This window comes from Oribacterium sp. oral taxon 078 str. F0262, from assembly GCF_000160135.1.
Taxonomy (GTDB): domain Bacteria; phylum Bacillota; class Clostridia; order Lachnospirales; family Lachnospiraceae; genus Oribacterium.
In genome coordinates this window covers 292,755-306,289 of sequence record NZ_GG729933.1, presented here as the reverse complement: position 1 = coordinate 306,289, position 13,535 = coordinate 292,755, and the positions used below count along the sequence as shown (strand labels likewise).

Genomic DNA, 13,535 nt, shown 5'->3' with positions numbered 1-13,535 from the left:
TTCGCAGCCGCTTGAGGATTCAGGCTTGAGCAGGCGGCCCGGATAAAGCCCTGCGCGCCCCGCTGCACCGGGCCGCAGGGCGCTCCTATCCCGGTATCTGCAAAAATCTCACAGCAATCGTCACAGCAAAGGAGAATCAATAATCACATGAGTAAGATCCTGGAAGAAGCCAGAGCCTATGAAAGAGCAGAAAACGCCGGAATCTCAGAAGAAGGAAGGCCGATATTTCATTTTTCCAATCCGGTGGGCTGGATGAATGATCCCAATGGATTCTCCGAATACAGGGGAGAGCACCATTTGTTTTTTCAATATCATCCCTATGCGACCCGCTGGGGTTCTGTACACTGGGGACATGCGAAAAGCAAGGATTTTATCAAGTGGGAATATCTCCCGGCCGCTTTGGCGCCGGACCGCAGCTACGACAGCTCCGGCGTGTTTTCCGGAAGCGCCCTGGAGGATGAGGGGCAGCAGCTGCTGATTTACACCGGTGTGGAAGAAAGAGTCCTGGAAAATGGCGAAAAGTCCATCCGTCAGCATCAATGCATTGCGCTTGGAGATGGTCTGGACTATAAAAAGCACGAGAGAAATCCTGTTGTAAGCGCGGCTATGCTGCCAAAGGGAAGCAGCATGGAGGATTTCAGAGATCCGAAGATATGGAAGGAGGACGGCAAATACTACATGGTTGTCGGAAGCCGCTCCGCCGACGGAAGCGGACAGATCGCACTGTTTTGTGCGGACAGCCTCGACAACTGGAGCTTCGCGGGCATTTTGGACCAAAGTAAAAATCAAATTGGGAAAATGTGGGAATGTCCGGATTTTTTCTCCCTGGATGAAAAGCAGGTATTGATGATTTCCTTTCAGGAAATGGAAGCGGAGGAACTGGAATTTCACAATGGAAATAATGCGGCGTTTCTGATCGGGAGCTATGAGAAGGAGGGGATGCGCTTTACAAGAGAAAAGCTGCAGAATGTGGACTATGGACTCGACTTCTATGCCCCTCAGACGATGCTGACAGAAGACGGCCGAAGAATCATGATCGGGTGGATGCAGTCGTGGGACAATCCGATGTATCCCGATACGCAGTCCTGGTCAGGGATAATGTCAATCCCGAGGGAATTATCACTGCGAGACGGAAGAATCTGCCAATGGCCGGTGCACGAGCTGGAAGCTTATCGAAGGAATCTCATCTCTTATACGGGGCTTTGCATGGAGAAGGAGCGGAAATTGGACGGCATCCGGGGGAGAAATATTGACCTGGAGCTCGTTCTCAGAGGAAAGGAGTACAAAAATTTCAAAATCAAGCTGGCAGCGGACGAAAGGCGGTATACGGAAATTATCTATGACAGGGAAGCGGAAATCCTCAGCTTCGACCGCACTTATTCCGGGCTGCGGAGAGATCTCCTATGCACGCGCAGTATGCGTGTGAAGAGCAAAGAGGATGTCTTAAGGCTTCGCATCCTGGTGGATTCCTATTCTGTGGAGATCTTCGTGAATAACGGGGAGCAGGCAATGAGCTCTTTGATCTATACCCCTCTGGATGCTTCCGAAATTCGTTTTTCGAGCAGTGGAAGAGCTCTTATGGATATAAGAAAATATGAGATCAATTCCCTTTTAGCGTAAAAGCCGAAATTGAAACAGGGCCGGGAAGGCCGATCTGTATCAGCGAAAAGCGGATGCCCGGGGCATCCGCTCACAGCGGGAGTATCTCCCCCGTGACGAGATTCCTCCGCTCCCGCAATGCGAATTCCCCGTTTCGAAGCTCCAGTATCGTGGCCCCGCAGTTCGGGGAAACCTTTCCGTTCCAAAAGTCCTTGTCCGAGAGGTCCAAAAGGACGGAGAGAAAGGCCCGGATCATGCCTCCGTGGGAGACCAGCATGAGGCGCTCCTCCATCCCCTCTCTCGGCAGGATCTCCTCCTCGAGAAAGGATGCGGCCCGCTCCTTGATCTCAGCGATCGATTCCGCGCCCTCGACCGGAATATAGTTTCCGGGATCCTCGAAAAAGCCGAGCATGCGTTCCCGAAGCTCCTTCTTATCCTGCCAGTCCCGTTCCTCCGCCTCCGATCTCTCAAACTTCTCCCCGGGCAGTCCCCGCTTCGTCTCGTAGAGCTGAATCCCCTCTCCGATCCCGAAGGAAAGCTCCGTCAGAAGCCGATTCGCCTCGATGGGACAGCTCCGCTCTCCCCGGAGAATCTCCGCCGTCCGCTTCGCGCGAAGAAGAGGGCTGTGGATGATCCGGTCAAAGGAAAGCTCCCGGATATTCCTCTCCGCCTTCCTCGCCTCCGCAAGTCCGGTATCATTGAGAGGGATGTCAGACCTCCCCTGCAGACGCCTCCTCCGGTTCCACTCCGTCTCCCCATGCCGTATCAGATAGATTTCCATCCCTTCCGACTCCGTTTCTATATCCCTTCGCTCCGTATCGGCGTAAAGCTCCCGATCGGACCATCTGATATCCGACGGCTCTACCTCGGATCCAGCGCCTCGAAGATGCCGTTTCGCCCTCCCCAGAGATAGACGATATAGCAGTCCCCTCCGGAGATATCCGTCTTGAAATGATGCTTCCTCCCGGGGAGGATCGCAAGCTCTCTCCCCGTCTGCGCGGCGACATTGTACTGCTCCCCCGTCTTTGAGAGAGCAGCGTAATAGAGCTTCAGCTCCTCTTCGCTCTGCGCGCTTCTGAGAAGGATGAGGCCGAGATACTGCATGCCGTTGCCCCTCCCAAGAAGATGGCCGGAGGCGCTGTAGCTCTCCAGCCTCTCCGCCCCCTCCGGGAGCGGAAGCGCCTCCACCTTCCGGAGATTCCGCCTCGCCGCCCCGTCATTTGCGAGGGGACAGATCAGGAAAAAGAAAAGAAGCAGGAGGAGCGCCGCGGCAATCCCCCCGAAAATAAGGCGCATAAGGCGCTTGGGAACCCGTATCATGCCTTCCTCCTAGCTAATTGATATCCTCCAGCTTTTCCACGCGCCCCTCTTTCGAGAGAACGGCGCGGATTCGCTTTCCGATCACAATACCCTCTGAGAGAGCGCTCCTGTCCGTATCATCATCCAGCGATAGATTATAGCTTTTTCCATCCTCGCCGTCGATCACGACGCTGTTCATGGAGCCGTCCCGCACCGTGCCGCTGATGCTCTTCCCCTTCGGCAGATCCTTTGGCTTTCGGCTCTCCTCCGCGGAGCTTGACGCATCCTTTGGCTTCCGGCTCTCCTCCGCGGGAACGGACGCCCTTTCCCCGCCCGCAGAGGATTTCTCTCCCCCGCTTTCGGACGAAACGCTCTCTCCTCCTTCCTTCGAAGCTTCTGTCACAGAAGAAGAGGCCGTCTCATCCTTCCCCGGCTCCCGTTTCCCGCAGGAAAGGGAGCAAAGCAAAAGGGAGGATGCGGCCAGGACAGATAAAAACCGGAATATGGACCGTCTCTTTCTCATGATGATTCTCCTTCCCCGTCTGAAGCGGGCTCCCCCGGGATCCCTGTCTTCCCCGCCATAGAGGTCTCCCCCGGGTCCCAGCACACAATCCGCCCCTCCGCAAGGGATTTTCTCACATCGATCGTCCTTTGATTGGAGGAGCCCTTAAAGAGGAGGGAGAGATCCTTTTTCGCAAGGATAAAGGGCCCGTCCACCAGCACATCGATCGCCCGGAGGAGCTCCTTTGTCTCCGGCAGCTCCTTCCACATCCAGCCGAGAATATCCCGATCGTAGAGGTAGCCCGTAAAGCACCAAAGATCCTTCTCCGGGAAGCGTCTCTTAAAGTCCCGGACGAGCGGAAGAAGCCCCGTCTGGTTTTTGGGATAGAGAGGCTCTCCCCCGAGGAGCGTGAGACCCTGATAGACCGGATTTTCGAGGGCAGTCAGGATATGCTCCCTTGTCTTTTCCGTAAAGGGCTTCCCGAAGTTCTCATCCCAGGTCTCCTCGTTGAAGCAGCCGGGGCAGTGATGCGGGCAGCCCGAGACGAAGAGACTGAGCCGGACTCCCGGCCCGTCCGCGATATCAAACTCCTTGATCCCCGCGTAATTCATCCCTCCTCCGGTCTCACTCCTCTCCCCTTGATTCTATCCATTTTTCCGGATTTTATCAAGGGAAAACGGCCTGATTCGGCCCGATTTTGCTCACAGGTGCAGCACCCTGTCCTTGATCTCCTGGGTCCTCCCCTGATTCCAGAACTGTGTCCCAATATAGCCGCAGGTCCTCCTCGCGACGGACATCCTCTCCTGATCCCGGTTTCCGCAGTTCGGGCACTCCCAGATCAGCTTCCCGTAGCTGTCCTCGATGATCCGGATCTCACCGTCATAGCCGCAGCAGGCGCAGTAGTCCGACTTGGTATTGAGCTCCGCATACATGATGTTTTCGTAGATAAATCTCATGAGCGAGAGCACCGCCGGGATATTGTTCTGCATATTCGGGACCTCGACATAGCTGATCGCGCCGCCCGGGGAGAGCTTCTGGAAATCCGCCTCGAATTTAAGCTTCGAGAAGGCGTCGATCTTCTCCGAGACATGGACATGATAGCTGTTCGTAATATAGTTTTTGTCGGTGACGCCCGGAATATGTCCAAAGCGCTTCTGCAATGCCTTTGCGAACTTATAGGTCGTGGACTCCATCGGCGTGCCGTAGACCGAGTAGCTGATGTTCTCCGCCTCTCTCCATTCGCTGCACTTGTCATTGAGCCTCTGCATGACCTTAAGCCCGAACTCTCTCCCCTCCTCCGTGGTGTGGGATTTTCCGAGCATGCGGACGCACATCTCATAGAGCCCCGCGTAGCCAAGAGAGATTGTGGAATAATTTCCGAAGAGGAGTCTGTCGATCGTCTCCCCCTTCTTCAGTCTCGCGAGCGCGCCGTGCTGCCAGAGGATCGGCGCGACATCGGAGAGGGTCCCGAGCAGTCTCTCGTGGCGGAGGCGGAGTGCCCGGTGGCAAAGCTCCAGGCGCTCATCCAGAAGCTCCCAGAAGCGCTCCATCTCGCCCTGGGCGGAGCAGGCGACATCCACGAGGTTCAGGGTGACGACGCCCTGGTTGAATCTCCCGTAATACTTGTGCTTTCCGTCCTTTCCGAGCCCCTCCGTATCCGGTGTCAGGAAGGAGCGGCAGCCCATGCAGGGATAGACATCGCCTCCCTTGTACTCCTTCATCTTCTTCGCCGAGATATAATCCGGCACCATGCGCTTTGCCGTGCAGCGGGCGGCGAGCCGGGTCAGCTCCCAGTAGGGGGAGCTCTCGGAGATATTGTCCTCGTCCAGCACATAGATGAGCTTCGGGAAGGCCGGCGTGATCCAGACCCCCCTCTCGTTCTTTACGCCCTGCATCCTCTGTAAAAGCACCTCCCGGATGATGAGAGCGAGATCATCCCTGGTCTTTCCCTCCGGCGCCTCATCCAGATACATAAACATCGTGACAAACGGCGCCTGGCCGTTGCAGGTCATCAATGTGATCAGCTGATACTGGATGGTCTGAATCCCGCTCTTGATCTCCTCGGAGAGCCTCCGCTCCACGATCTTTTCGATGATGCTCTCCGTCAGGGGCTCCCCGCATTCCGTCCGCTCGGCGATCACCGAGGCGCGGATCTTCCTGCGGGAGACATCGACAAAGGGCGCAAGATGCGCGAGCGTGAAGGATTGCCCGCCGTACTGATTTGAAGCGACCTGGGCGACGATCTGCGTCGTCACATTGCAGGCCGTGAAGAAGCTGTGGGGCTTCTCGATCATGGTCTCGCTGATCACCGTTCCGTTCTGCAGCATATCCTCCAGGTCGATGAGGTCGCAGTTATGCTCCTTCTGCGCGTAGTAATCGGAGTCGTGGAAGTGAATCACGCCCTCCTCGTGCGCCTTTACGATATCCTCCGGAAGCAGGAGCCGCTTCGTGAGATCCCGGGAGACCTCCCCCGCCATATAATCTCTCTGCGTGGAATTGATGACCGGATTTTTGTTCGAATTCTCCTGCTTCAGCTCCTCATTGGCCTGATCGATCAGGGATAGGATCTCATCGTCCGTCGTGTTGGACTTTCTCGCAAGCTCCCTCTTATAGCGGTAGCGGACATACTTCTGCGCGACCTCATAGCCGCGCATCTCCATAATGGCGGTCTCCACCATATCCTGGATGTCCTCGACATTCACGGCGTGCTTCGAGCTTCCGATCTGCCTCGCGACCTTCTCTGCGGCGCCGCGGATCTGGTACTCGTTCATCTGATAGACCAAAGCTACCTCGTGATTCGCCTTCTGAATCGCATTCACGATCTTTTGGATATCGAATTTGACCTCCTGCCCGTTTCTCTTGATGACATTTGTCCTGATCAAAAGCTCCGCTGCCATTTGCCCTTTCCCTCCTGATTCTTTCCTGCTCTGTCTCTTTTTCCCTTTTCCTCCGGGAATGTTCCGAAGCGGCAAAGAGCCCGAAATCCCGCGTCCCCGCAGGATTTCGAGCCCTCATCTTTACAAAATATAGTGATATTTCTGTCAATCCGCTCTATATATTGTGTTTCTCTCCTGCCTCCCTACTATACGACAAAGCCGGCAAAAAGGAAAGCCCCCGGCGTTCTAAAACTTTCCTATGGCGAAATTCGGCGGAGCAGGTATCTTCCTCTTCACGGCTTTGTCCTCCGAAGGTTCGTCTCCAGAAAGCGATTGTAGCCGATCCAGCCCCCGCCCTCCGTGCTCTTTCCGGACTTTTCCGCCGCATCCAGCGCCTCCCGCATGGTCTCCAGCTTCGCATCCGCATTATCGGCGAAGGAGAGCGCGAGCGCCTCCATGAGCGCGGGCTTTTTGGGAGAGCCATAGGCGAGCTCCCCGTGGTGAGAGAGGATGCAGTGTCCGAGCTCCGTCAGAAGGGGCTCCGGGAAATCCTCTATGCTCCGGGCGGCCCGCATCACCATCTCATAGCCGATGACGATGTGCCCGAGCAGCTGCCCCTCGTCGGAGTAATCATTTCTGGGGAAGGGCGTGAGCTCCCGCACCTTTCCGATGTCGTGGCAGAGCGCCGCGCTCACGAGGAGGTCCCGGTTCAGATCCGGATAATGCCCCGCGTAGAAGTCGCAGATGGAGGCGACGGAGAGCGTGTGCTCAATGAGCCCTCCCACATAGCCGTGGTGCACCGCCTTCGCCGCAGAATGCAGCGTGAATTCCCGGAGAAAGGCCGCATCCTTCAAAAAAAGTGTCTCCAGAAGCTCCCGGAGTCTGGGCTCCCGGAGAGAGTGAATGTATCGGATCAGCTCCTGCTGCATCTCCTTCAGCCCCCTCCCGGAGACCGGGAGATAGTCCCTCGGGTCGTACTGTCCCTCCTCTGCGACGGAGAGCCTTTGGATGCTGAGCTGATTCACGCCGTTATAGATGGTGACATTTCCCTCTACATGCACATAGTCCATGATCTCAAACTCATGGATCCCGGGGGAATTCGGCTCCCAGATCTTCGCGTCGATCGTCCCGCTCCGGTCCTGGAGCGTCACGTTCAGATACTCCCTCCCGCTCTTTGTCAGGGCCGCATTCCGCGCCTTCACCAGGTAGATATCGGAGACACGGAGTCCATCGTGAAAGTTCTCAATCCATCTCATTTCTTATCCTCTTCCCTAACGGCTCATCCGCTTCAGCGCTCCCCGAGAGAGAGCTGAAAGGAAATCTCGCGGTAGCCCTGCCCCTTCTGGCGGAGTACGGTGAGCTCCGCATTCTCTCCCGGGTGAAGCTCCTTCATCATCTTCTGGAGGTCCTGCGGGGATTCGATCCCTCCCCCATTCAGCTTCGAGAGAATATCGCCCGACTGTATCCCGGCGAGGAAGGCGGGGGAGCCCTCCTCGCAGCTTCTGATATAAATCCCCTTCGGGATCCCCCTTTGCTCCATCTCCGGCGTCACCTTCTGGAGCTTCAGTCCGAGGTAGGGGAGCTGCTCTCCGTTGCTGAGACGCTCCAGGCTTCCCACAAGATCCGAGATTCCGAGGATCTCATGATAGCCGCCTCCTCCCTCTCCCTCCGGGAAGAGGATCCCCACGAGCTCTCCGGAGCTGTTTAGGAGATAGGTCCCGAGCTTCTCCTCCTGTTCCAGATTGAGCTGAATGTTCTCCACCGTCCTGTCTGTCGAGGGATAGTCGTAGGAGAGGTAGGAGACCAGGCCCCTGGCGGAGGAATAGAGGAAGCCGGAGGGCGCTCCGATGGCGAGGAGAGTGTCCCCCCTTTGCAGGAGCCTGGAGTTTCCGAGGGGGATCGCCTTGGTCTCCTCCCGTTCCTTTTCGCTCAGAGAAGCGATCGGAACAGAGAGGATCGCGAGACGATCTGTCCTGTCCCTCGCCTTTACGGAGGCCTCGTGCCCCTCCTCCCGGAGCACGGAGATGCTCAGATTTCCTCCTTCCCGCACCGCATCGATCGGGCAGAGGACCAGGAGCTCATCCCCGGTCTTTGCGAGGATGATGCCGGCCCAGCTGTTCTCCGAATCCATGCTCTCTCCGAGGAAATCCGTCCCGCTCTCCCTCCTTCGGACCTCTGCCAGGGATTTCTCGGCATCCGAGGAGACCTTTTTCAGGTTGGAAATCATCCTCTCATAGGCGGAGACCGGGAAATCATAGCTTTCGATCTCCGTGCGTATCCTCTTCTCCAGAGCTTCCGATTCCGTCTCCTCCCTGCTCTCCTCGCTCGACTCCTCCCTGCTCTCCTCACTCGACTCCTCCGACTGCAGCTCTACGGACTCCGGAGTCTCCGTTCGAAAGAGCTTTGCGAGGCGGGGCTCCGAGAGCGCAAAGGCCAGGGCCGCGACAAAGCCGAACAGAAGGGCCGAGCAAAGGAGCATGAGAAGGCGGAGAAGGCGCTTTCCCCGCCCCGCTCTCCGACCCACGATTTTCTCCCTGATGAAGTCTTTCTCTTTCATGATTCTCCGTCCTCATGGTCCGCCGCCGTCAGCGTGAAGGTGAATTCCGTCCCGACTCCCTCCGTAGAGACACAGTCGATATTCTCGCCGTGCGCGTGAATGATGGACTTTACGATGGAAAGTCCGAGCCCCGTGCCCTGCTTGTCCCTTCCCCGGGAGAGATCTGTCTTATAAAAACGATCCCAGATCTTCGTCAGATCCTTCTTCGGAATCCCGATCCCACTGTCCTTCACGGAGACGAAGACCTTTGTGCCCCGAAGCCCGCTCCGAATCCCGATCACGGAGTTCTCCCCGGAGAACTTCAGCGCGTTGTCGATCAGATTATAGAGCACCTGCTGTATCCTGGCGTGATCCGCATAGACCGGCTCCCGCTTCTCCGAGAAGGTGAGCTCGAAGGTGATCCTCTTCTTCTGACAGCTCATCTCAAAGCTCTCGCAGACCGACTTTATGACCTGATTGACATCGAAGCTGCTCCGAATCAGAAAGCCCTTCTGCTCCACGGAATTCAGAGAGAGGAGGGAGCCTGTGAGCTTCTCCAGTCTCTCCGTCTCCACGATCAGGCGCTGCAGATATTTCCGCTCCATCTCCGGCGGGATGGTTCCGTCGAGAATCGCCTCCAGATAGCCCTTGATGGAGGTGAGCGGAGAGCGGAAGTCATGGCTCACATTGGCGATAAACTGCCTCTGGTACTCATCCGCCTTTCCGATCTCCTCCGACATAAAGTTCAGTGTCTCCGCGAGGTATCCCATCTCGTCCCGGGACTTCACCTCGATCCGATAGGCGTAATCCCCCGCGGCGTATTTCATGGCTCCCGTGGTGATGGAGCGGAGCGGGCGGAATACGATGAAGTAAAAGACGAGGAGGATGAGGAGAGAGAGCAGAAAGAGAATCAGACTGGTCCGGTAGATGATCGCGAGAATCTCCGATTCCGAGCGCCGAAGCTCCCGGGAGGGAAGGTGGATGAGCACATAGCCTCCGGTGAAATATTCCCTCGTGATCGGGGCCGCCACACTGAGCACCTCCTCGGAAAACATCCCCCGGTAATCGCCGATGGTCCAGCGCCTCCCTCCGGGGATCGCCTCATCGAAATCCGGAATCTGCTGATCCTTCCGCTTCTCCGAGTCAGAGTCTGAGATGATCCGTCCCTTCCTGTCCACAAGCCAGATGTCCACCCGGAGAAAGGCCGCGACCGCCCTCATCTGCTCATTGATGAGCTCCTCGGAGAGCCCCGCCTTGTTCTGATCCGAATAGGCGGTCGCGATCAGCGTCGCCTCCGAGTAGAGATTGTTCGCCTGCTCCCGGAAGAGATAGCGCTTCGTCATCGGGGAGGCCGCGAGCGCGCTGATCAGGAAGCTCAGAAGCCCGAAGACCAGGTAGGTGAGCAGAAACTTGAGGTAGAAGGATCTCTTCATGCCTGCGCTGTCCTGAATTTGTAGCCGATCCCCCAGACCGTCGCGATCTCCCAGGCACCGTTTCCGGAGATCTTCTCCCGGAGGCGCTTGATGTGGACATCCACCGTGCGGGAATCCCCGGCGAACTCATAGCCCCAGATATGGTCCAGGAGCTGTTCCCTCGTAAAGACCTGGTTCGGAGAGCTCGCGAGAAAGTAGAGGAGCTCCAGCTCCTTCGGAGGCATCTCCACCGGCTTTCCCCGGTAGAATACGGAATAATTGCTCTGATTGATAATGAGCTCGGGGTACTCGATATAATTTCCGCTCCGAAGCCCTCCCTCCGGCTCCGCCCTTCGGACAGTCTCCGCGCTCTCCCCGGGGAGAGCGGCGTCTCCTCTTTTCTTCGGGCAGCGCCGAAGCACTGCCTTCACCCTGGCCACCAGCTCCTTGGAGTCAAAGGGCTTTATCATATAGTCGTCCGCCCCGAGCTCAAGCCCCAGAACCTTGTCGAAGGTCTCCCCCTTGGCGGAGAGCATGATGACCGGCACAGAGGACCTCATGCGAAGCCTCCTGCAGACCTCGTATCCGTCGATGCCGGGCAGCATCAGATCCAAAATGATGAGGTCCGGCCGGTACTCGGGAACGATCCGGAGCGCTTCCTCCCCATCCTCCACCATGCGGGTGTCGAAGCACTCCTTCTCCAGATAGAGAGAGATCAGCTCCGAAATAGAGCTGTCATCATCCACGATCAATATCCTCTGCTTCTCCGTCAAGCTTCTCTCCTCTCTCGCAAAAAGCGCGCCTCCGATCCTCCCTACTTCTTAAAATAGGCGATCGTCACCCCGTCCGAGCCCTCCCCGTACTCCCCGAGGCGGAAGGATTCGATATGCGGATCCTTCCGGAGCATTCCGTGCACCATATTCCGAAGGGCGCCCGTCCCCCTCCCATGGACGATGCGGACCTCCGGGAGATGGGCGAGGCAGGCATCGTCCAGATACTTAGAGAGCTCCGGCATGGCCTCCGCCGTCATTTTCCCGATCAGCTTGATCTCCGGAGAGATCCGAAGGGCCTTCTGCACCCTCATCCCTCCGGAGGATTTCTGTCCTCCTCTCTGTCCGGACTCCGTCTGCAGGGCCGGGGCCCGCTGCAAAAGCTCCAGATCCTTCAGGGCGACCTTCGTCCGGATGATGCCCGCCGTCACAAAGAGCATCTCATCCCGGTCCGGGAGGGTGGAGACCCGCGCCGTCAGATTCAGGGGCAGCACCCGCACGATGTCACCGATCCTGATCTTATTTTTGGAGAGCGGCCTCGCCGGCCCCCTCGCCCTCTCCGTCTTCCCGAGCTCCCCCTGCAGCTCCCGAAGCTCCTGCTTCAGTCCGGAGCGGAGCTTCTCCGCTTCCAGCGTGGAGCCGCCGCTTTGCTCTCTCTTCCTGAGCTCCTTCACGATGGAGTCCGCCGTCTCCTTCGCCTCCGCGAGGATCGAAGCGGCCTCCTCCCTCGCGCGGTTTAAGATCTTGTCCCGGCCCTTTTCGACACCCTTTGAGGACTCTCTCGCCCTCCGCTTGTACTCCGCGATCTCCTCGCGATAGCGCTCGATCTCCTGCCTCTCCCGCTCTGCGGTGATGCGGCTCTCCTCCAGGCTCGCGATCACATCCTCAAGCTTCACATCCCCCGCTTCCAGGCGCCTCCCGGCGTCTTCGATGATCTCCTCCGGGAGTCCGAGCTTCCGGGAAATCGCAAAGGCATTGGATTTTCCCGGCACACCGATCAGGAGCCGGTAGGTAGGGCTCAGACTGTTTAAGTCAAACTCGCAGCCTGCATTTTCCACGCCGGGCGTAGAGAGGGCGTAGACCTTGATCTCCGCGTAGTGCGTCGTCGCAATGCTCCGGATCCCTCTCTCATGAAGAGTGTGGAGGATCGCCATCGCAAGCGCCGCCCCCTCTGTGGGATCCGTCCCCGCGCCGAGCTCATCGAAGAGACAGAGGCTCTCCTCATCCGCCTCCCGCAGGATGCGGACCGTATTGCTCATATGGGCGGAAAAGGTGGACAGACTCTGCTCAATGCTCTGCTCATCTCCGATATCGGCGAAGATTTCCCGGAAAAGCGCGAGCTCCGAGCCCTCCGCCGCCGGGATGAAAAGTCCCGCCTGCCCCATGAGCTGGAGAAGCCCTGCCGTCTTTAAGCAGACCGTCTTTCCTCCCGTATTCGGTCCCGTGATCACAAGCATCGTGAAGTCCGAGCCCAGTCGGATCGTAATCGGCACGACCCTGTCCCCCGGGATCAAAGGATGTCTCGCCTCCCGGAGGGAGAGCGCGCGCTTTTCGGAAAAGCGCGGCCTCACGGCCTTCATCCCCAGAGAAAGCTTTGCCTTTGCGAATACGAAGTCGAGATGCGAGAGAAGCCGGATATTCTCCGAAAGCCCCTCCGTATGCGGGCTTAAAGAGGCGGAGAGCCTCTCCAGCAGCTTCTCGATCTCCCTCTTCTCCTCCGCCCTCAGCTCACGGATCTCATTATTCCGCCTCACGATGCTCTGAGGCTCGATGAAAAGCGTCGCGCCGGTCGAGCTCTGATCGTGGATCATGCCGGGAAAGGAGCTCTTGTATTCCGCCTTCACCGGAAGGCAGTATCTTCCGTCCCGCATCGTAATGACGGAATCCTGAAGCATCTTCTGCGAGCTCGCAAGGAGGGAGGAAAGCTGAGAATGAATCTGCTCCTCCAAGGAGCGGATCCGTCTCCTCACGGAGGAAAGTCCCGCGCTGGCGTCATCTGCGATCTGCTCCTCCGAGAGGATGCATCTCTTGAGCTCCCGATTCTCCGGAGAAAGCGGCAAAAGGGCCCGGAAATATCCGATCAGGCTGTCCTCCCGCTGTCTCTTCTCCCTCTCCTCCGCCGCTCTCTCTGCGGCATTTCTCGTATAATGTCCCCTGCCCCCGCTTCTCTTCTCTTCCCCCTTCTCTTCCGCCTTCTCCTCTGCTCTGCCGTAGCTCCTCGCCCTTTCCGTAAGATCCAAAAGCGCGGAAAACTGCAAAAGCTCCGGGATCGAGAGAGAGGACGCGATCTCCAGGCGCTTAAGAGAGGCGGAGAGCTCTCTGAGTCCGGAGAAGCGGAAAGGGCCATAGAGCCGGATCCGATCCAGCGCGTCCTCCGTCTCCTGCAGCCTTCTCTCGATCTCCGAAGACTCCGAAGCGGGGCGAAGTCCCTCCGCAAGCCTCTTTCCCTCCCCGGAGTCCGCCCTTTCCGAGAGAGCCGAGAGAATCTTATGAAATTCCAGTGTCCGATATACCTTTTCGTTCATTCCGCTCTTTCCGGCG

The 13,535-nt window shown here is 57.6% G+C and carries 11 protein-coding genes; 1 reads left to right on the top strand and 10 read right to left on the bottom strand.

From position 1 onward, the window contains the following. Positions 1-147 precede the first annotated feature (147 nt). Positions 148-1,620 (top strand): glycoside hydrolase family 32 protein, encoded by a 1,473-nt coding sequence (locus tag GCWU000341_RS01360; RefSeq protein WP_009213876.1) that lies wholly within the window; start codon positions 148-150, stop codon positions 1,618-1,620. Positions 1,621-1,690: 70 nt separating this feature from the next. On the opposite strand, the gene GCWU000341_RS01355 is transcribed toward GCWU000341_RS01360, so the two are convergent. The 10 genes from GCWU000341_RS01355 to GCWU000341_RS01310 all read right to left on the bottom strand — a co-directional run bounded on the left by GCWU000341_RS01355 (position 1,691) and on the right by GCWU000341_RS01310 (position 13,519). Beyond that, complete coding sequence (locus GCWU000341_RS01355) at positions 1,691-2,380, bottom strand: histidine phosphatase family protein (protein WP_009213875.1); 690 nt, start codon at positions 2,378-2,380, stop codon at positions 1,691-1,693. 80 nt (positions 2,381-2,460) lie between these two features. After that, entirely contained in the window at positions 2,461-2,919 is a 459-nt protein-coding gene (locus tag GCWU000341_RS12525) for a hypothetical protein (protein ID WP_009213874.1), read from the bottom strand. 13 nt (positions 2,920-2,932) lie between these two features. Next, positions 2,933-3,421, bottom strand: a complete 489-nt coding sequence (locus GCWU000341_RS01345; protein WP_009213873.1) for a hypothetical protein — start codon at positions 3,419-3,421, stop codon at positions 2,933-2,935. Further along, entirely contained in the window at positions 3,418-4,011 is a 594-nt protein-coding gene (gene nrdG, locus GCWU000341_RS01340) for an anaerobic ribonucleoside-triphosphate reductase activating protein (protein ID WP_009213872.1), read from the bottom strand. The genes GCWU000341_RS01345 and nrdG overlap by 4 nt, the downstream gene beginning before the upstream one ends. 90 nt (positions 4,012-4,101) lie before the next feature. Beyond that, positions 4,102-6,297 (bottom strand): anaerobic ribonucleoside-triphosphate reductase, encoded by a 2,196-nt coding sequence (gene nrdD, locus GCWU000341_RS01335; protein ID WP_009213871.1) that lies wholly within the window; start codon positions 6,295-6,297, stop codon positions 4,102-4,104. A gap of 272 nt (positions 6,298-6,569) precedes the next feature. Beyond that, positions 6,570-7,532, bottom strand: a complete 963-nt coding sequence (locus GCWU000341_RS01330) for a 3'-5' exoribonuclease YhaM family protein (protein ID WP_009213870.1) — start codon at positions 7,530-7,532, stop codon at positions 6,570-6,572. 32 nt (positions 7,533-7,564) lie between these two features. After that, positions 7,565-8,833, bottom strand: coding sequence for a S1C family serine protease (locus tag GCWU000341_RS01325; protein ID WP_009213869.1), 1,269 nt, complete (start codon positions 8,831-8,833; stop codon positions 7,565-7,567). After that, entirely contained in the window at positions 8,830-10,245 is a 1,416-nt protein-coding gene (locus tag GCWU000341_RS01320) for an ATP-binding protein (RefSeq protein ID WP_009213868.1), read from the bottom strand. Before GCWU000341_RS01320 ends, GCWU000341_RS01325 begins: the two co-directional genes overlap by 4 nt. Continuing rightward, complete coding sequence (locus GCWU000341_RS01315) at positions 10,242-10,997, bottom strand: response regulator transcription factor (RefSeq protein WP_009213867.1); 756 nt, start codon at positions 10,995-10,997, stop codon at positions 10,242-10,244. Before GCWU000341_RS01315 ends, GCWU000341_RS01320 begins: the two co-directional genes overlap by 4 nt. Positions 10,998-11,038: 41 nt before the next feature. Continuing rightward, positions 11,039-13,519, bottom strand: coding sequence for an endonuclease MutS2 (locus tag GCWU000341_RS01310; RefSeq protein ID WP_009213866.1), 2,481 nt, complete (start codon positions 13,517-13,519; stop codon positions 11,039-11,041). Positions 13,520-13,535 lie beyond the last annotated feature (16 nt).